Raw genomic sequence first — 17526 nt, 5'->3', positions numbered from 1 at the left:
ACATCAATCGTGCAGCGCGCCGCCACAACTGCTGCCTTGTCCGGCAGTGCAGCCATAGCAATGATCGGCGACGCGGATCGGGCGGCCTATCGGATCATCTGTCAGCAGATCGCGCAAATGCGGTCGTCCTTGCCCGACACCGGCACTGGCACCGGTACCGGTACCGGGCAAGGCCAGTCCCAACTGTTGATTGAAGTCGCAGTCGTACAGAAAGCCTTGCCAATCGACGCTGACCAGGCTGCGGCACATCACGTTGGCGAGGTTGGCCGCGGCGAAATTCTCCTTCAACAAGCGCATGTAATCGTTGAACTGCCCGTTCGAAATGAGGGTTGAACCAAAGCGCTGAATCGGCATGTTGGCCAGCGTGAACAGTTCGTTGAAGACCACGCCGAAGTGCTCGAACAGCTCGCGCTTGTATGCGGCTTGTAACGGCGCTTGCGCCGGAGGCAACGCAGCGCCTTGCGGGTTGTAGACCAGATTGAGCGTCAGCCCGGAACCTGCGCGGCCATAACCGAGCGCATTGAACCGCTGCAGGGCAGCGATGCTCTTGTCGAACACGCCCGCGCCGCGCTGCTGGTCGACGTTGGCGAGCGAATAACAGGGCAGCGATGCGACCACTTCCACTTGATGCTGCGCCAAAAATTCAGCCAGGCCATCCTGATCCGGTTCGAACAGGATAGTCAGATTGCAGCGGTCGATCACCTTGACGCCCAAGGCGCGCGCCGCCTGCACCAGTTGTCTGAAGCCCTGGTGCAATTCAGGCGCGCCGCCGGTGAGGTCCAGCGTGCCGATGCCGCGTGCGGTGAGTATCGAAGGAATCAAGGCCAGGGTTTCGGCATCCATCATCTCGGTGCGGTTGGGCCCGGCATTGACGTGGCAATGCACGCAGGTCTGATTGCAGCGGTAGCCGAGATTGACTTGCAAAGTGGTCAGTTGATGGCGACTCAAGGAGGGAAACTCGGTGGCCTGAAGCAATGGCAGGGTGGCGTGCATGACGATCCTCGATAGTGGTGATGGTGGCTGCCATTGCATCGTCGATGTTGCGCAATGCATTGTGGCGAAACATGGTCCACGCAAGACACGAACCGGATTCAGAATACAACGATTTTTAATTATTCAGCCCACTATAAGAGTAGTCCAAACTCTGCCCACGCGGCGGGGTGCCAAGTTTGAGAGGAGGAGCCGGACTTGAGAACATATACTGCTTATTGTATTTTTTTGTTACGCAATTTATGTATGCGTATAAATGACATTTTTATCATATACTCCCTATTTTATAAATGCCGCACAGGTTGGACTGCAAACCCCAACCTGTGGAGCGAACCTATATCGCTAACGCATGTTGCGCTTCGCAAGCTCAGCGCCAACCTGCGGCACCCAATTCACCGCTGGAACAACATCATCCGAGGACGCCCGGCCTGAAAGCCGGGCATCACGATTATTTCTTCATTTCATCCTTTTTCATCTCGTCCTTTTTCATTTCATCCTTTTTCATCTCATCCTTGGTCATGGCATCCTTCTTCATGCCGTCCTTGGCCATCTTGTGCTTGGGGGGCTTTTTCATGGCGTCTTTTTTCATGCCATCCTTGGCCATGCCGTCTTTCTCCATGACGCCTTTGCTCATGTCGTCCTTTTTCATGGCGTCCTGCGCATACACGGCGCCGGACATCGTCAGGCAAGCGGCGATCAGTGCGATGGTGATTTTTTTCATGATGGTTCCTCGATAGGTGAAGTTAAACAACGTGGGTACCGCGTTAAAGGCGGTCCGGGACAGCGATCGATGCACGATCAACTGCCGCCGAACCAGTTATACCCCTGGTCTTCCCAGTAGCCGCCAGGGTAGGTATTGGTGACAAAAATGGCCTGTATGTGTTTCGGATTCTTGTAGCCGAGCTTGGTCGGCATGCGCAGCTTCATCGGAAAACCGTAGCGCGGCGGCAAGGGCTGGTCGTCGTAGGTGAGCGCCATCAGCGTTTGCGGATGTAGGGCGGTGGCCATGTCGATGCTGGTGAAATAGTCGTCGGCGCATTTGAAACCCACGTATTTCGCGCTCAGGTCGGCGCCCACGTGGCGCAGGAATTGCGCGAACGGCACGCCGCCCCATTTGCCGATGGCGCTCCAGCCTTCGACGCAGATATGCCGCGTGATCTGCGATTGCTGCGGCATGGCGCGCAACTGCGCCAGCGTCCAGGGCTTGCGCTCGGCCACCAGGCCGCTCAGTTCCAGACGCCAGTCGCCGCCATCGACCTCGCGGACCTCGTCTTCGCCGTAGTAGGCGTTGAACGGGAACGGCCGGGTGATCATGCTGTCCGGATAAGTCGGCGCCAGGCGGGTGGGATCGAACAGCAGCCCCTGGATGCGGTCGTTGAAACGCGAGATGCCGGTCAGCGCCTGGTCGATGCTGTCCTGGCCGCCGATCGAGCAGCCAGTCAGTAACGTCAGGCCGCCGAGAGTCAGGCTACGCTGCAGGAAGGCGCGGCGCGACGGCTGGGCGATCCTGGCGATGCTGTCTGCCAGCATCGCCGCGCCGTCGCCGGGGATGACAATGTCACGTTTTTTGAAGAGTTTCATGATCTGTTTTCCTTGATTCAAGCGCTTAGCGACCGCGCAGCATGGCCAGCAGGGTGCGCGGCACCAGTGCCACCATCACGATATGCACCACGATGAAGGCGCACAAACCGCTCATCGCAAAAAAGTGCACGCGGCGCGCTGCTTCATACCCCCCCATCAGCTCGCGCAGCAGCGGAAATTGCACGGATTTCCAGAGCACCAGCCCGGACAGCACCAAGACCACGCTATCGAGCATGACGAACAGGTAGGCCAGCCGCTGCACACTGTTGTAGTGGCGCGGGTCGGCGTGGGTCAACTTGCCTTTCAGCGCCGCGCCCAAGTCGCGCAGCAACTCGCGCGGCGAGACTGGGAAGAACTGCCGCCGCAGACGGCCGGAGAACAGGTTGATCGACAAATACAGCATGCCGTTGGCGAATAGCAGCCACATCGCCGCGAAGTGCCACAGCAAGGCGCCGCCGAGCCAGCCGCCCAGCGTGATGGCGCCCGGGATACCGAAATCTAAAAAACGCGTGGCGTTGTAGATACGCCAGCCGCTTGTCACCAGCAGCGCGACGGCGACGGCGTTGAGCCAGTGCGTGATACGCAGCCAACCCGGATGAATGGTGCGCGGATCGCGGCCCATCACAGGCTCCGTGCCGACGTCGCGGCCAGGCATTGCGCCGTGCTGACCGCTTGCAAGATGCGCGCATCGTCTGCGCTCTGGACAAACGCCACCGCCTGCACGCGTTCGCTATGCCATGCCGCCGGCAAGCTGATTTCCTGGCGTACGCGGGTTTTGCCTTGCGCCAGCGGGAATGGCCCCAGCCACAGGCGCACGGTATCGTCATGCCTGAGAGTAGCGCCACCGTTTTCGCCGCGCAGCACATGCGACACCAGGCCGCTTTCGCTGAGGGCCAGATACAGCGCGCCGGCGGTGTGCGGATCGACCGCGGCGACATCTGCCTCCAGCAGCATGGCGCCGGCCGCCGTTGTCGCCGCCAGGTTGGCGGGCGTGCTTTTGAGGCTGATCGTCAACGGCGCCGGTTTGGCATTGGTGCGGCGGATCGCGGCCGGCAGCGCCGTGCTCCAGTCGCGCAATTCGTCGCCATTGACGAAAAATTGCGGCGTGTAGACGACTTTGTTGCGGCGTTTTTCCAGCAGCTCGCTTTGCCGCGCGTCGAATATTTTTTGCGCAAACACATCCTTCCAGCCGATCCGGTCCCAATAACTGACGTGCAGGGCGAGCGGCACCACGATCGCATTGGCATCGAGCTGGCGACGCAGATTGCTCAGTTGCCGGTCGGCCGGTGGACAGCTGGAGCAGCCTTCGCTGGTGTACAGTTCAACCAGAGCGGCGGTGGCCGGGCCACTTTTGACTTCGCAGCCGCCGGCATACGATGCCGACGCGGCGCAGAGCGAGGCGCCGAGACTGAGCATGAGAGAAGGTTTCATGGTGCATTGCCTGTTTGTGGGTGACAGTGACAGGTAGTTCGAAGCCATCAATAAATTGGTTACAGCGTAGGACGAAAATTTCTTACAATAATTTTTATTTATCACATGCTGTTACTTAAGGCGCCGATGCAACGAATAACAGAGGTAACTGTTCTGCGCCAAACCGAATTGCGCCTGCATGCGTTGTTTTTGCAAGGGCTCGATGGTGACGCGCAGGCGTACCGGTGCTTCCTGCAGACGACGGCGACGTATTTGCGCGCCTTCCTGCGGCGGCGTCTGGGCAGTTGGCCGGACGAAGTCGAGGATCTGGTGCAGGAATCGTTGTTGGCGATACACAATCAGCGCCTCAGCTACGACACCGACATGCCGCTGACGGCATGGATCTATGCCATCGCCAAGTACAAACTGATCGACTGGCTGCGCCGGCATGCGCGGCGTGACAGCCTGCACGAACCGCTGGGCGACGAGAACGCGCTGTTTTCCAACGCCGACCAGGAAGCCGGCGAGGCGCGCCGCGACCTGGCCAAGTTACTGGCCACGCTGCCCGACAAGCAGCGCGACGCAATCATTTATACCAAGCTGGACGGCTTGTCCGTACGCGAGGCGGCCAGCGCCCTGCAGATGTCGGAGGCGGCCGTCAAGGTGTCGGTGCATCGCGGCTTGAAAACACTGGCGACTACATTAAGAGGTATGACTTGAAAACGGATGACTTGATCAACATGCTAGCCAGCGGCCCGGATGTCGGCGTCGCCCCGCGACCGGCGCGCAGCGCCATGTTGCCATTGCTGGGCGGTTTGCTCGCCAGTACGGCCATCATGCTGACCGTGCTGGGCGTGCGCCCGGACTTGGGACAGGCAGAGATGCTGCCGGCTTTCTGGATCAAACTGGTGTTTTCGGCAGCGCTGGCCTGGGCTGGCTGGCTGGCGGCCAAGCGCTTGTCGGCGCCGGGGGCGCGCACCGCCTGGCTGCCGCTGTGGATCGGCGCGCCGGTGCTGCTGATCTGGTGCGTGGCGGGCGCGACGCTGCTGGAAGCGGCGCCCGAAGCCCGCGCCGGGCTGTTCTGGGGCAGCACCTGGCGTTATTGTCCGCCGCTCATCACGCTGATGTCCTTGCCTGTGTTCGCCGCCGCGCTGCACGTCATGCGCGGCCAGGCGCCGACACGTCTGCGCCTGGCGGGCGCCGCCGCAGGGCTGGCCTCGGGCGCGGCGGCGGCGGCGGTGTATTGCTTGCACTGCCCGGAGATGAGCGCAGTATTTGTCGGCTTCTGGTATGTATTGGGGATGCTGATTCCGGCAACGCTGGGAGCCTTGATCGGTCCCCGCGTGCTGGCCTGGTAGCTGTGGTGGAACATGTAACCCGGCGGCACCGATATCGCCTTTTGCAAAATAGCCGTACCGCCATCCATGAGCCGCAAAACACCGTACGCTGGTCGGGGCTGTCGCTGGCAGCTTCGATCAGTTCACTCGTGTGCCTGCCCCAACCTGGGGTTTGAGGCGCAGTGGAACGGAAAACCGGGTTAAGCGATCAGTGTCAGCGCCAAGACCAATACCGCTTGCCTCCCCGGTGACGCCCTGCCCACCAGCCGCAAGCTAATCCTCGCCGACCCCCAATGCATGCACGGCGCGCAACCCGGCGAGGCCGGCGTTACATACCTTTACATTTCATTAAATTCGTTTGAATTCAAAGATATAGATGCATATTTGGCATAATTTCAGCACGCAGTCGGGGCTTTTGCCGAACTAGTGGGCACATCACCATCGAAACTCTTGCATCCGTGATGCATTTTTTCACTTCAGGATTTTTTATGACTTTCAAAAAAACCATAGGCCCGTTGGCTTTTGTATTGGCCGCCTCCATGTCCTCCATAGCGGTGGCGCAAGGCCTGAGCCTGGGCGCCGCCACCAATGCGCAGGTCGGCGTTGGCATTGCGCCATCCGGTTTCAATCCGAATGCAAGCATCAATAACAGCAGCGGCACCACCATCGGCACCGGACTGGATGCGGCGGCTGCAGCACAGACGAATACGCACGATACCCAAATCAAAACTAGCAAACCCGGGAGGACCGGACACGCAAAAACTTCGGCCAAGGCAAAAATTGACGTGGACGCCAGCGCCAAACTCCCAGCACCGAACCCACACTGAGTGAAAGGCGTCACAGCATGAAATTAATCTATTTACACGGCCACGGCGCGAGCAGCGATTCATTCAATTTCATCCGCTCGGAAGTCGTCGGACACGATGAGATCTGCTTGGAATATGACAGCAAAAACGGCTTTTCCGCCAATCTTGCGGCGATGCTCAAGCGGCTCAAAGACGAAACCGACATTTTCTTTGTCGCCCATAGCCTGGGCGGGCTGTATGCGCTGCACCTGGCCGACAAGCTGGGCGATCAAGTGGTCGGCGCGGTCACCATGGCGACTCCGTATGGAGGCTCCGAGGCTGCGCTTACGCTGAATTTCTTTTCCCCGCAACAGATCTACAAAGACATCCACCCGGTAGCCAGTCCGGTCACGCAAGGGCGCGGCATCGACTTGCAGGTTCCCTGGACCGCAATCGTCACCACCAAGGGCCACAGCCACCTGATGGCGACTGCCAACGATGGGGTGGTAACCATCGACAGCATGCACAACCGCCGGGACGTGAAGTTCATCGAAGTGGAATCAAACCATCATGAAGTGACGCAATCGCACCACGCGGTTGACATCATTAAAGCCGCGATTAAAGAAGTAGAAGAGTTGCAAATTGCCGCATGAATCGCCCAGGAGGTAGGGCGGGTGCAACCCGCGCGCATTCTCGGTAACACACTCTCCCGATTCAGCGCGGGTTGCACTCGCCCTGCTCTGCTTATGCCACCAGACGCTGCAGCACGTACGGCAAGATGCCGCCGTGGGTGTAGTAATCCACTTCGATCGGCGTATCGATGCGCAGCAACAACTGGCATTCCTGGCTGGTGCCATCCTTGCGGTGTATCACCAGAGTCAGATCCTGCCCGGGTGTCAGCGTGCCGTCCAGACCGGTCAGATCAAAGGTTTCATCGCCCTTGATGGCCAGCGACTGTATGCTGTCGGCCCCCTTGAACTGCAGCGGCAACACGCTCATGCCGACCAGATTGGAGCGATGGATGCGCTCGTAACTGCGGGCGATCACCGCCTTGACGCCGAGCAGCTGGGTGCCTTTTGCCGCCCAGTCGCGCGACGAACCGCTGCCGTATTCCTCGCCTGCAAATATCATCGTCGGCACGTTATCTGCAACGTATTGCATGGCGGCGTCGTAGATCGGCATCTGTGCGCCGTCCGGCTGGTGCAGCGTAATCCCGCCTTCGGTGCGGCTGCCGTCGGCTTTCAGCGGGACCAGCAAGTTCTTGATCCGCACATTGGCGAAGGTGCCGCGCATCATCACCTCGTGATTGCCGCGGCGCGATCCGTAACTGTTGAAATCCGGCTGCGCCACGCCATGCGCCAGCAAGTACTTGCCGGCGGGCGAAGTGGCCTTGATCGAGCCGGCCGGACTGATGTGGTCGGTGGTCACGGAGTCGCCAAAGATGCCTAAAGCACGCGCGCCGGCAATGTTGCCGACCTTGAAGGCCGCAGTGCCGAAACCTTCGAAAAACGGCGGTTCGGCGATGTACGTCGATTCCGCCCAGGTGTACATGTCGCCGGTCGGGGCGGAGATGCTGTTCCAGAGCGGATTGTCCTGGGTAAAGTCGGCATACAGGCGTCGATACATGGCGGGGTCGCTGGCGAATTTCTGTACCGCTGCCAGATCTTCCGGGGTCGGCCAGATGTCTTTCAGATACACCGGCAAGCCGTCCTTGCCCTGGCCCAGCGGGTCGTGCTCCAGATCCAGATTTACCCGTCCGGCGATGGCGAAGGCCACCACCAGCGGCGGACTCATCAGGAAATTGGCCTTGATGTTGGCGTGGATGCGCGCCTCGAAATTGCGGTTGCCGGACAACACTGCCGCGCAAATCAGGTCGCGATTGATGACAATTTCTTCCAGGCATGGGTCGAGCGGGCCGCTGTTGCCGATGCAGGTGGTGCAGCCGTAGCCGACCAGCCCGAATCCGAGTTGCTCCAGATAAGTCAGCAGTCCGGCGTTGCGCAGATATTCGGTGACCACGCGCGAACCGGGCGCGAGCGAAGTCTTGATGTGGGGCCGGACCGACAGGCCGCGCTCCACCGCATTTTTGGCCAGTAAGCCGGCCGCCAGCAACACGCCGGGGTTGGAGGTATTGGTGCAGGAAGTGATGGCGGCGATCAGGATATCGCCGTGGCCGAGGTCGACATAGCTGCAGACACTCTCTTCCGAAGGCGGCGGGGTCGGGCTCGGATGATCGTCCACCATCTCGACTTCGCTATCGGGCATCGGCTGCGCTGCGCTCTGATCGCCGCCGCCGGCCGAGGGCGGCGCGGAAGCAGCAGTTGCGCTGGCAAGCGCGAACTTGGTCGGATAGCGGCTGCGCAACTGCTCGGCCGGCTTGCCGAAGCCGCCCTGCTCGACCGGCGCCACGCACAACGCATCGAATTTTGCCCCCAGCGCAGGCAGTGCGATGCGATCCTGCGGCCGCTTGGGTCCGGCCACCGAAGGCGTGATGCCGGACAAATCCAGCGTCAGCGTGGCGCTGTAATCGATCTCGCCCTGTTGCGGCACGCCGTACAAGCCCTGCGCCTTGAAGTAGCTCTGGAACGCAGCCACCTCTTCCTTGGTGCGTCCAGTCATCGTCAGGTAAGCCACCGCGGCGTCGTCGATCGGGAAGAAGCCGATGGTGGCGCCGTACTCGGGCGACATGTTGCTGATGGTGGCGCGATCCGGCACCGATAGCGACGCCACGCCCTCGCCGAAGAATTCGACAAACTTGCCGACCACTTTTGCGCCGCGCAGCAACTCGGTCACCGTCAGCACCAGATCGGTGGCGGTCACGCCCTGGCCCAGTTTGCCGCTCAGGTGCACGCCCACCACATCCGGGGTCAGCATATACACCGGCTGGCCCAGCATCGCGGCCTCGGCCTCAATGCCGCCGACGCCCCAACCGACCACGCCGATGCCGTTGATCATGGTGGTGTGCGAGTCGGTGCCGACCAAGGTGTCGGGGTAATACACGCCATCTTTCTGCCACACGCCGCGCGCCAGATATTCCAAATTGACCTGATGCACGATGCCGATGCCGGGCGGCACTACCTTGAAGGTATCGAAAGCTTGCATGCCCCATTTCAGGAACTGGTAACGCTCCTGGTTGCGCTGGAACTCGATCTCCATATTCAGCCGGAAGGCGTCCGGCGCATTGTAGTGATCGACCTGCACCGAGTGGTCCACCACCAGATGCACCGGCACCATCGGTTCGATGATGGTCGGGTCTTTGCCCAGTTTCGCCGCCGCGCCGCGCATCGCCGCCAGATCGCACAGCAGCGGCACGCCGGTAAAGTCTTGCAGCACGATGCGCGCCACCACGAACGGGATTTCATCCTGGCGCGGTGCGTTCGGCTGCCAGGCGGCGAGCTGGCGCACATGGTCTTCCGTGACGCTCTTGCCGTCGCAATTGCGCAGCACCGATTCCAGCACGATGCGCAGCGATACCGGCAAGCGGCTGATCTTGCCCAGGCCGGCCGTTTCCAGCGCCGCCAAGCTGTAAAAATTGGCTTTGCCAGCGTCGGGGATGTCAAATGATTGGAAACTGTCGAATAGATTGTGGTGCATCGCATGCTCCTTCGAGGTGATTGATTACGACCTGAAATGGTGCCTTGAATTCGGCCTGAACTTTGACTTGAAATACCGCCTGAGTGTTACAGATGAGTGTTATAAAAACCTGCCATGCCGGACGGCAGCGCTCCAACCTACACTGTCTAATTCCGGCTTGACGTCCCGGCTTGCTGGCTGCAGGTCGATGGTATATGGTCAGTGTAACCGGTCAGGGAATAATTAACAGACCGCAAATCATCATGGTAAAACCTCGCGCAATGCGGTCACGGAAGCCACGAAAAGTGCGCTGCAGTATCTGTGCGCTGCGCGCCGGACCAAGGAAACTGACATGAAAATCCTGAAAGTGGATGTCGCTGTCATCGGCGCCGGCAGCGCCGGCATGACGGCCTATCACGCGGCCAAGGCGCACGGCAAGCGGGTGTTGCTGATCGAAGGCGGCGCTTACGGCACCACCTGCGCGCGGGTTGGCTGCATGCCGAGCAAGCTGTTGATTGCCGCGGCCGATGCGGCCCACGCCGTTACCGACGCACCCACCTTTGGCGTGCATGGCGGCGCGCTGCGCATCGACGGCAGGGCCGTGATGGCGCGGGTGCAGGCCGAGCGTGACCGCTTCATCGGTTTCGTGCTGGACGGCATCGAAAAAATCCCGGCGGCCCAGCGCTTGCACGGCCAAGCCCGCTTCATTGCCGCCACCCGCTTGCAGGTCGGTTTGGATACCGAAGTGACGGCCGGGAGCATCGTGATTGCCACCGGTTCCAGCCCGCAGATTCCGGCCCCACTCGCGCATCTCGGCGCGCAGCTGGCGACCAGCGACACATTATTCGATTGGGACGATTTGCCTGACTCGGTGGCCGTCATCGGCAGCGGCGCAATCGGGCTTGAACTCGGCCAGGCATTGCACCGGCTGGGCGTGCGGGTCGCGCTGTTCGGGCGCAGTGATCAGCTGGCCCATCTGCAGGATGCTGCGGTGCGCGCCTGCGCGACCTGTTGCCTGGGCGCGGAGCTGGACTTGCGTCTGTGCACCGAAATCGTGTCCGCGCAACCAGACGGCGACGCAGTGCTGCTGCGCTCCCGCAACGCCGATGGCGCCGATGGCAGCGAACGCAGCGAGCATTTTCGCTTTGTGCTGGCGGCGACCGGCCGCCGTCCCAACCTCGACGGTTTGGCGCTGGAGAACAGCGGTCTGGCGCTGGACGCGCACGGCATGCCGCACTGCAATGCGCACACCATGCAATGCGGCAACAGCGCCATCTTCATTGCCGGCGACGTAAATGGCGCGCGTGCGGTATTGCATGAAGCGGTCGATCAGGGCCGCATTGCGGGCGACAATGCCGGGCGTTACCCGCAAGTGCTGCCGGGCCTGCGCCGGGTCGCGCTGGCGATTGCATTTACCGAACCGCAAATCGCCAGCATTGGCTGCACCGGAGACCAATTACCGCTCGGCTACAAGGTAGGCGAAGTATCGTTCCAGGATCAGGGTCGCAGCCGCGTCATGCACCGCAATTGCGGTCTGTTGCGGCTGTATGGCGAATCCGGCACGCAACTTTTTTTGGGTGCCGAAATGGTCGAGCCACGGGCCGAGCATTTGGCGCATCTGCTGGCTTGGGCCTGCCAGAGCAGGATGACGGTGAACCAGATGTTGGAGATGCCTTTTTACCATCCGACCATCGAGGAAGGCTTGCGCACCGCACTGCGCGATCTGCACGAAAAGTTGACCGAGCACGTATCCGACGCCGCGCATTGCGCCGATTGCACGCCCGGCATGTGATTTTGTGGCGTGCATACGCTGTGCCGATAATATTCGGCAATTCTGCGCTCCCGTCAATGTTCTGCGGCCGGCCCCACCACCTCCCGATACGCGTGCCAGGTCGCATGGCCGATCAGCGGCATCGTCACGATCAGACCGACATACCAGGTGGCAAAACCGATCACGGTAAAAGCGATGATCAGCACACCCCACACCAATGCTGCCGGGATATTTTTCAGCAAGGCGCCGATGCTGATGATGATGGCCGTGACCGCGTCGGTATCGCGCTCCAGCATCAACGGGATCGAAACCCAGCTGACGGCAAACACCAGGCCGGCGAACAAGCCGCCGACGAAAAAATAGACGCTGATGAAGCGCAGGTTATCGACCGACAGCAGTTGCAGCAGAAAGCCCTCGATCGAAGGCATGCCGCGGTTGTAAAACAGCGCGAACACGATCAGCGAAGCGCGCGCCCACACCATCATCACCACCGCCAGCACCAGTGCCAGCACGCCGATATTGCTCCAGCGCCCCCGCATCGAGAATAGCGTCGGCAGCAAGCCCGATTGCCGTTGCTTCAGCCGGCGACTGAGGTCATACACGCCCAGCGCCAGGAAGGGTCCGAGCAGCAGAAAACCGCAGGTCAGCGCCGACAGGTAAGCCGGCGCGTGCCTCAGCACCACGCTCAACAGCAAACCCATGGCGGCGAAACACAGGCCGTAGAACAGGCTGCGCCCGCCCGTTGCACGCAAGTCGCGCCAGCCGAGTGCGATCCAGTGCAAGGGCCGCAGCGCCGGCATCGTGCGTATCGGCGGAAAAGACGATGGCTCGCTATTGCCGCCGCCGGCAGCCGCATGCGCTTCATTATTGTCAGGCATCGTTGTCTCCGTTTTTTATTCGTCTATTGGAATATAAGGAGTATATGCAAAAAACCATGCATTACCGCATTGTTTAATTGATATATTAAAAATACATATATATGTATATATTATTCCGTAGGATGGGTGAAACCCATCTTGTAAGTTCAACCAGCGATGGGTTTCACCCATCCTACGGTTGCTGAAATCCTATTTCGCCACAGCCGGAGTCACTCGCCAGACGATGTTGCCGACGTCATCGGCCACCAGCAGCGCGCCGCTGCGGTCGACCGCCACGCCCACCGGACGGCCCAGCGCATCGCCTTGCGCACTGACAAAGCCGGTGAGTACATCTTCAGGCGGGCCGGCTGGAATTCCATCGGCGAACGGCACAAAAATCACTTTGTAACCGCTGCGGGGTTTGCGGTTCCAGGAGCCGTGCTGGCCGATGAATGCGCCGCCGGCAAAGTGCTGCGGCAATAAATTGCCCTCATAAAAAACCAGCCCGAGCGAGGCGGCATGCGCGCCCAGCGCATAATCCGGCGCAATCGCTTGCGCCACCAGATCGGGCCGTGGCGGCTTCACTCTGGTATCGGCATGCTGGCCGTAATAGCTGTAAGGCCAGCCGTAGAAAGCGCCGTCCTTGACCGAGGTCATATAGTCGGGCACCAGGTCGCTGCCGATTTCATCGCGTTCGTTGACGGCAGTCCAGAGCGCGCCGCTGTGCGGTTGCCAGGCCAGGCCATTCGGATTGCGCAAGCCGGAAGCAAAGATGCGCGCAGCGCCGCTTGCCGGATCGACTTCCCAGATGGCGGCGCGGTTGACTTCGTTCGCCATGCCGTTTTCGCCGACATTGCTGTTCGAGCCGACCGTTACATACAGGCGCGAACCATCGCGGCTGGCAATTACATTTTTGGTCCAGTGATGGTTGATCGGGCCGGCCGGCAAATCCACCACTTTGACGCCGGGTTCGGTGATTTGGGTGTCGCCGCTGCGATACGGAAAGCGCACCAGCCCATCGGAATTGGCGACATACAGATCGCTGCCCACCAGCGTCATGCCAAACGGAGAATGCAGGCCCTGCAGGAACACCGTGCGCGTTTCCGCGCTGCCGTCGCCATTGGCGTCGCGCAACAGTGTGATGCGATTCGCGCTCGGCACGCCCGCCCCTGCGCGCTTCATGACCCGCTTCATGATCCAGCCCTTGATGCCCTTGCCATCTTCCGGCTTGGGCGGCGCATTGGTTTCGGCCACCAGCACATCGCCATTCGGCAGCACATACAGCCAGCGCGGGTGATCCAGGCCGGTAGCGAAGGCGCTTACCGAAAGGCCGTCGGCGGCCGTCGGCGTCGCGCCAGCCGGCCAGCCTTTGGCCGGGGCTATATTGACGGTGGGGAATAGCGTCGGATTCGGCGGCGGCAGCGCCGGATGGGGGCCGATTCCGGCCTGTTCCGGCAATCTTGCCATTTCACCGCAGGCGACGAGATTCAGTATCAGCAGGCAGGCAAAGGTGCGGCAGGCCAGCGGGCGCAGGATGAAAGAGTGGCGCATTCGGTATCTCCAGTGGAAGGGGAGGGGAGTTGATGAGCAATCAATCGGGCCGGGGCAGCGATACGCCGGTTTGCAGCAAGGCGGCCAGCGCATCTGCGGCCACCGGACGGCCGAAATAGTAGCCCTGGCCCTCGTCGCAATGCTGGGCCATCAGAAATGCGTACTGCTCCGGTGTTTCGACGCCCTCGGCAATCACGCGTTGCTTGAGGCTTTTACCCATACTGATCACGGCGCTGACGATGGTGGCATCGTCCGGGTTGCTGGTCATCTGGTGCACGAACGACTGGTCGATCTTCAGGGTGTCGATCGGGAACCGCCGCAGATAACTGAGGCTGGAATAACCGGTGCCGAAGTCATCGATCGCCAGCTTTACGCCCAAGTCCGCCAGCGCATGCAATACCGAATCGGTAGCCTCGGCATCCCGCATCAGGACGCTTTCGGTCAGTTCAAGTTCCAGAAAACGCGGCTCCAGCCCCGTATCCTGAAGCGTCGTGCGTATATTTTCGAAAAAATCCTTGGCGCGGAATTCGAGCGCCGAGGTGTTGACTGCGACCGTGATCGGCGTCAGGCCAGCCTGCTGCCAGGCCCGGGCCTGGAGACAGGCTGCGCGCAGCACCCAGCGGCCAATCGGCAGAATCAGCCCACAGTCTTCGGCAATCGGAACGAACTGCGCTGGCAGCAGCAGCCCGCGCTTCGGATGCTGCCAGCGGATGAGCGCCTCGACCCCGACTATCGTGCCGCTGCGTAAATTTATTTTGGGCTGGTAGTACAACACGAATTCCTGCCGGGCCAAAGCGCGGCGCAGGCCGGCTTCGACCGATTGGCGCCGGACCGCCCGGGCATTCATCTCGGGCTCGAAGAATTTGTAATTGTTGCGGCCGTTTTCCTTGGCATGGTACATCGCGATGTCCGCATTCTTGATCAGGGTTTCCGCATCCCGGCCATCGTCGGGGTAGATGCTGATGCCAATGCTGGCGCTGATATGGAGGTCGTGGCGGTCGATGCTGTACGGCAGCGCGGTCGCCGCCAGCAGCTTTTGCGCAGACAGCGCCGCATCTTCCGCATGCTCAATAGTGGAAAGCAGCAGCACGAATTCATCCCCGCCCTGGCGGCTCACGGTGTCCGAGTGACGCACGCAACCGACCAGGCGTTGCGCAACCCACTGCAGCAGTTGGTCGCCAACCGCATGCCCCAGCGAATCGTTGATGTATTTAAAGCGGTCCAGGTCCAGAAACATCACCGCCAGTCGTCTGCCCTGACGATGGGCCAACTCAATGGCCTGACTCAGCCGGTCTTGCAGCAGCATGCGATTCGGCAAATCGGTCAGAACATCGTGATGGGCCAAATGATCCAGCTGAATTTTGGCTGTGGCGACTTGTTCGGCCAGTTTGTGGGCTTCGATAATAGCGGTGACCAGATGTGCGTTCGCTTGCTGCAGCATAACCATGCGCTCGTCGGAGGTGGCCTGTATCGTCTCTGCCGCGCCAATTTCCCGCTCGCGCGAGCTGGCTTGGTTTTCGCGCAAATCGGCCGCAGTTTCACGCAAATGCGCGACATCTTCGCGTGCAGTGACCGATTTCTCGCGTTTTAGAACAGCCGCTGCAGCGTCAATCGCAGCGCTTTTCCGGCGCCTGATATTTTTCTCGGAGACGGCTGGCAACTTGTCTTTGCGCTGGCCGGGGACACCCGCCTGAACGCTGTCATCGGCAGCAGAAGCAGAAGCGCCGTCATTGTTTTTTTTGCTCATTACCGCCCTCCACCGCTGGTCGTTCTGATTGTTTTGCTTATGGGCTGACCACCGGCCGGCCGGTCATGATTCCCGCATACTCGGATAAGGTCTGGCCAATAATGATGCCATCGTCGGTAATGTCAAACAATCGAATGTCCTTGCTGTGCTCGCTGCCACGGACTTTAACCACCGAGAAGACGCGTTTGAATTGGCCCACGATTTCGATATAGCGCTGCACGATAATGGCGTCGGCCAGAAAAGCGCTGCCAAACGGACTGAAGCGCAAATCGGTGTAGCGGTCTTCCAGTTCCGAGGTCATTAATATGGTCACGCCCATGCCGGTAAGCTCGGCAATCATCCGATACAGCGAGCCGCGAAAATCTTCGCTGAACTGGGGCGCCAGCGCCAGCTCGAAGCCGGACAGGGAGTCGATGACGACCCGCTTGGCCCGCATCCGATGAATCATTTCGATCAAGTCATGCAAGGTTTCATCAATCGACAAATCCAGCGAACGGGTGTCGATCACCCCGACCTGTCCGGCCTTGACCAGCGCATGCAGCTTCTTGCTCAACAGTTGGCTCGGGCTCTTCTCGAATGCCGCAATCACGCCTGGCTCGCCCCTGCGCACTCCTTCGGCCAGAAACTGCGTCGCCAGGATGGTTTTCCCGGAGCCGGACGGCCCCACCACGAGTAGCGAATATCCGACTGGCAAGCCACCGCCCAGCATCTGATCCAGGCCGGGGATTCCCATCGGAACCCGTTGTTCTCCAGTGGACGACTTGACTGTCGAGCCAACTGCTGTGCCCTGCTGGATAATCGCACGCGGAAAAATCTGAAGGCCTTCATCACTAATGCGGAACGTATGCAAACCGGGTGCCTGGGCTTGGCCGCGCATTTTGACCACTTGCATCTTGCGCACCATCGAATCGTTGTGCAAATTTTGCGAAAGCACCAGAATGCCATCGGCCACTGCAAAGTTCGGGCTGGACTCCGATTCCGGCAACACATATTCGCCGATTAAAAATGTGGTCGCCTGCCAGTTCGTCATTTGCATGGCCAGCTGCTGTACGAACCACTGCCGCTCGGGTGTCCCCTGTTGCCCCTGCTTCGCCGACTGCATGACCGATCGAAACGAATCAACGAATACCAGGCTGGGAGCATAGTCTTTGACTTCCTCGGCAATGCGTGACAACACGCGGGCAAAATCGCCTTCCAGGATGTCTGCAGACAGGTTGACGTAGCGGATCGATTGGTTGATTTTCTTGATGTCAAAAAACGTAAATTGCTGTTGATAACGCAGCATCTTCAAGGCGGGTTCCCCGAGCACCGTGAAATACAGCGCCCGATTCTTCGGGCTTGTCAGCGAGAACATGATCTGGTGCGCAAGCGTGGTTTTTCCGCTCCCCGTGGTGCCCGCAATCAGGTTAAACGAGAACTCCGGCAAGCCTCCGCCCAACAGGCTGTCCAGACCAGGTACGCCGGTTTTTATACTACGGATGCTTACTTTTTTACCCATTTTTCAACTCCTTACCGGCCATATCTGAAGCATCAAGGCCCCAAGCTGAACGTAAAATACTGGTGGTTAACGGTTCGCCGATTAACGCGGCCAGGATGTCGGTGAAGGTGATCAGCAGCAGACTGTTTGCGGCGCTGGCTTCTGCCGGCGTTTGTGCTTCAAGGCAGATTTGCAATTGCGCGAACCTGTGCTCCGTTTGCGCTGACAGTGCGCCGGCCGCGAGCCAGGCAAAGGTGGACTGGGTAAGGAATACGCTTCTCGCGTAAAGCGAATTGAAGCCACCTTCGCCGACGATAGAAATAATTTGGGTCGCCATCTGCTCCCATAGGACAACCGCGGCATCTGAAACTTTTTCAGTGTGCTGCGCCATGCGACTTTTAATTACCTGGTGCCGCAGCAAGTCGCCAGTGTCCATAAGGGAAATAT

General features: G+C 60.1%; 16 protein-coding genes. 5 read left to right on the top strand and 11 right to left on the bottom strand.

All coding sequences use genetic code 11. The features are described 5' to 3' along the window. Positions 1-3: 3 nt before the first annotated feature. From arsS to KGFNPO_RS00320, 5 genes are all read right to left on the bottom strand, one after another. Positions 4-993, bottom strand: coding sequence for an arsenosugar biosynthesis radical SAM (seleno)protein ArsS (arsS, locus tag KGFNPO_RS00340; protein ID WP_472632589.1), 990 nt, complete (start codon positions 991-993; stop codon positions 4-6). A gap of 445 nt (positions 994-1438) precedes the next feature. Continuing rightward, the gene (locus tag KGFNPO_RS00335; protein ID WP_472632588.1) at positions 1439-1711 is read right to left on the bottom strand and encodes a pentapeptide MXKDX repeat protein; all 273 of its coding nucleotides are present in this window, start codon (positions 1709-1711) and stop codon (positions 1439-1441) included. 77 nt (positions 1712-1788) lie between these two features. Further along, positions 1789-2571: a molybdopterin-binding protein gene (locus tag KGFNPO_RS00330; protein WP_472634530.1), complete on the bottom strand. Its 783-nt coding sequence runs from the start codon at positions 2569-2571 to the stop codon at positions 1789-1791. A 25-nt stretch (positions 2572-2596) separates the two neighbouring features. Then, on the bottom strand, positions 2597-3226 hold the full coding sequence (locus KGFNPO_RS00325; protein WP_472632587.1) for a cytochrome b/b6 domain-containing protein: 630 nt from the start codon (positions 3224-3226) through the stop codon (positions 2597-2599). Beyond that, a complete protein-coding gene (locus KGFNPO_RS00320; protein WP_472632586.1) occupies positions 3193-4002 on the bottom strand; it encodes a DUF1223 domain-containing protein in 810 nt (269 codons plus the stop codon). Before KGFNPO_RS00320 ends, KGFNPO_RS00325 begins: the two co-directional genes overlap by 34 nt. Positions 4003-4128: 126 nt before the next feature. Between KGFNPO_RS00320 and KGFNPO_RS00315 the strand changes: the two genes are divergently transcribed. The 4 genes from KGFNPO_RS00315 to KGFNPO_RS00300 all read left to right on the top strand — a co-directional run bounded on the left by KGFNPO_RS00315 (position 4129) and on the right by KGFNPO_RS00300 (position 6756). Then, positions 4129-4701 carry a sigma-70 family RNA polymerase sigma factor gene (locus KGFNPO_RS00315; protein WP_472632585.1) on the top strand — a complete coding sequence of 191 codons (573 nt, stop codon included), beginning with the start codon at positions 4129-4131 and terminating at the stop codon, positions 4699-4701. Continuing rightward, complete coding sequence (locus tag KGFNPO_RS00310; RefSeq protein WP_472632584.1) at positions 4698-5339, top strand: NrsF family protein; 642 nt, start codon at positions 4698-4700, stop codon at positions 5337-5339. Before KGFNPO_RS00315 ends, KGFNPO_RS00310 begins: the two co-directional genes overlap by 4 nt. A gap of 467 nt (positions 5340-5806) precedes the next feature. Further along, positions 5807-6145 (top strand): hypothetical protein, encoded by a 339-nt coding sequence (locus KGFNPO_RS00305; RefSeq protein ID WP_472632583.1) that lies wholly within the window; start codon positions 5807-5809, stop codon positions 6143-6145. Between the two features lie 17 nt (positions 6146-6162). After that, a complete protein-coding gene (locus KGFNPO_RS00300) occupies positions 6163-6756 on the top strand; it encodes an alpha/beta fold hydrolase (protein ID WP_472632582.1) in 594 nt (197 codons plus the stop codon). A gap of 91 nt (positions 6757-6847) precedes the next feature. Here the strand turns inward: KGFNPO_RS00300 and KGFNPO_RS00295 are convergent, their stop codons facing one another. After that, positions 6848-9697, bottom strand: a complete 2850-nt coding sequence (locus KGFNPO_RS00295; RefSeq protein WP_472632581.1) for an aconitate hydratase — start codon at positions 9695-9697, stop codon at positions 6848-6850. 331 nt (positions 9698-10028) lie between these two features. Between KGFNPO_RS00295 and KGFNPO_RS00290 the strand changes: the two genes are divergently transcribed. Beyond that, positions 10029-11468, top strand: a complete 1440-nt coding sequence (locus KGFNPO_RS00290) for a dihydrolipoyl dehydrogenase (RefSeq protein ID WP_472632580.1) — start codon at positions 10029-10031, stop codon at positions 11466-11468. Positions 11469-11521: 53 nt separating this feature from the next. On the opposite strand, the gene KGFNPO_RS00285 is transcribed toward KGFNPO_RS00290, so the two are convergent. The 5 genes from KGFNPO_RS00285 to KGFNPO_RS00265 all read right to left on the bottom strand — a co-directional run bounded on the left by KGFNPO_RS00285 (position 11522) and on the right by KGFNPO_RS00265 (position 17515). Continuing rightward, positions 11522-12325 (bottom strand): DUF2189 domain-containing protein, encoded by an 804-nt coding sequence (locus tag KGFNPO_RS00285; protein ID WP_472632579.1) that lies wholly within the window; start codon positions 12323-12325, stop codon positions 11522-11524. 189 nt (positions 12326-12514) lie between these two features. Next, positions 12515-13855, bottom strand: a complete 1341-nt coding sequence (locus KGFNPO_RS00280; RefSeq protein ID WP_472632578.1) for a PQQ-dependent sugar dehydrogenase — start codon at positions 13853-13855, stop codon at positions 12515-12517. A 40-nt stretch (positions 13856-13895) separates the two neighbouring features. After that, positions 13896-15602, bottom strand: a complete 1707-nt coding sequence (locus KGFNPO_RS00275; RefSeq protein WP_472632577.1) for a putative bifunctional diguanylate cyclase/phosphodiesterase — start codon at positions 15600-15602, stop codon at positions 13896-13898. Positions 15603-15639: 37 nt separating this feature from the next. Then, on the bottom strand, positions 15640-17100 hold the full coding sequence (locus tag KGFNPO_RS00270) for an ATPase domain-containing protein (RefSeq protein ID WP_472632576.1): 1461 nt from the start codon (positions 17098-17100) through the stop codon (positions 15640-15642). Next, positions 17093-17515 carry a hypothetical protein gene (locus KGFNPO_RS00265; RefSeq protein ID WP_472632575.1) on the bottom strand — a complete coding sequence of 141 codons (423 nt, stop codon included), beginning with the start codon at positions 17513-17515 and terminating at the stop codon, positions 17093-17095. The genes KGFNPO_RS00270 and KGFNPO_RS00265 overlap by 8 nt, the downstream gene beginning before the upstream one ends. Positions 17516-17526: the final 11 nt, after the last annotated feature.

This window comes from Gelidimonas diazotrophica (assembly GCF_055694025.1).
The sequence above is the reverse complement of the archived record's forward strand: the minus strand, read 5'-3'. Positions and strand labels throughout refer to the sequence as shown.

Excerpts from the sequence above, each read along its gene's own strand:
- KGFNPO_RS00305 (WP_472632583.1), top strand. The coding sequence starts at position 5,807 with ATGACTTTCAAAAAAACCATAGGCCCGTTGGCTTTTGTATTGGCCGCC.
- KGFNPO_RS00325 (WP_472632587.1), bottom strand. The coding sequence starts at position 3,226 with ATGCCTGGCCGCGACGTCGGCACGGAGCCTGTGATGGGCCGCGATCCG.
- KGFNPO_RS00280 (WP_472632578.1), bottom strand. The coding sequence starts at position 13,855 with ATGCGCCACTCTTTCATCCTGCGCCCGCTGGCCTGCCGCACCTTTGCC.
- KGFNPO_RS00320 (WP_472632586.1), bottom strand. The coding sequence starts at position 4,002 with ATGAAACCTTCTCTCATGCTCAGTCTCGGCGCCTCGCTCTGCGCCGCG.
- KGFNPO_RS00335 (WP_472632588.1), bottom strand. The coding sequence starts at position 1,711 with ATGAAAAAAATCACCATCGCACTGATCGCCGCTTGCCTGACGATGTCC.
- KGFNPO_RS00265 (WP_472632575.1), bottom strand. The coding sequence starts at position 17,515 with ATGGACACTGGCGACTTGCTGCGGCACCAGGTAATTAAAAGTCGCATG.
- KGFNPO_RS00270 (WP_472632576.1), bottom strand. The coding sequence starts at position 17,100 with ATGGGTAAAAAAGTAAGCATCCGTAGTATAAAAACCGGCGTACCTGGT.
- KGFNPO_RS00315 (WP_472632585.1), top strand. The coding sequence starts at position 4,129 with ATGCAACGAATAACAGAGGTAACTGTTCTGCGCCAAACCGAATTGCGC.
- KGFNPO_RS00295 (WP_472632581.1), bottom strand. The coding sequence starts at position 9,697 with ATGCACCACAATCTATTCGACAGTTTCCAATCATTTGACATCCCCGAC.
- arsS (WP_472632589.1), bottom strand. The coding sequence starts at position 993 with ATGCACGCCACCCTGCCATTGCTTCAGGCCACCGAGTTTCCCTCCTTG.
- KGFNPO_RS00290 (WP_472632580.1), top strand. The coding sequence starts at position 10,029 with ATGAAAATCCTGAAAGTGGATGTCGCTGTCATCGGCGCCGGCAGCGCC.
- KGFNPO_RS00285 (WP_472632579.1), bottom strand. The coding sequence starts at position 12,325 with ATGCCTGACAATAATGAAGCGCATGCGGCTGCCGGCGGCGGCAATAGC.
- KGFNPO_RS00275 (WP_472632577.1), bottom strand. The coding sequence starts at position 15,602 with ATGAGCAAAAAAAACAATGACGGCGCTTCTGCTTCTGCTGCCGATGAC.
- KGFNPO_RS00330 (WP_472634530.1), bottom strand. The coding sequence starts at position 2,571 with ATGAAACTCTTCAAAAAACGTGACATTGTCATCCCCGGCGACGGCGCG.
- KGFNPO_RS00300 (WP_472632582.1), top strand. The coding sequence starts at position 6,163 with ATGAAATTAATCTATTTACACGGCCACGGCGCGAGCAGCGATTCATTC.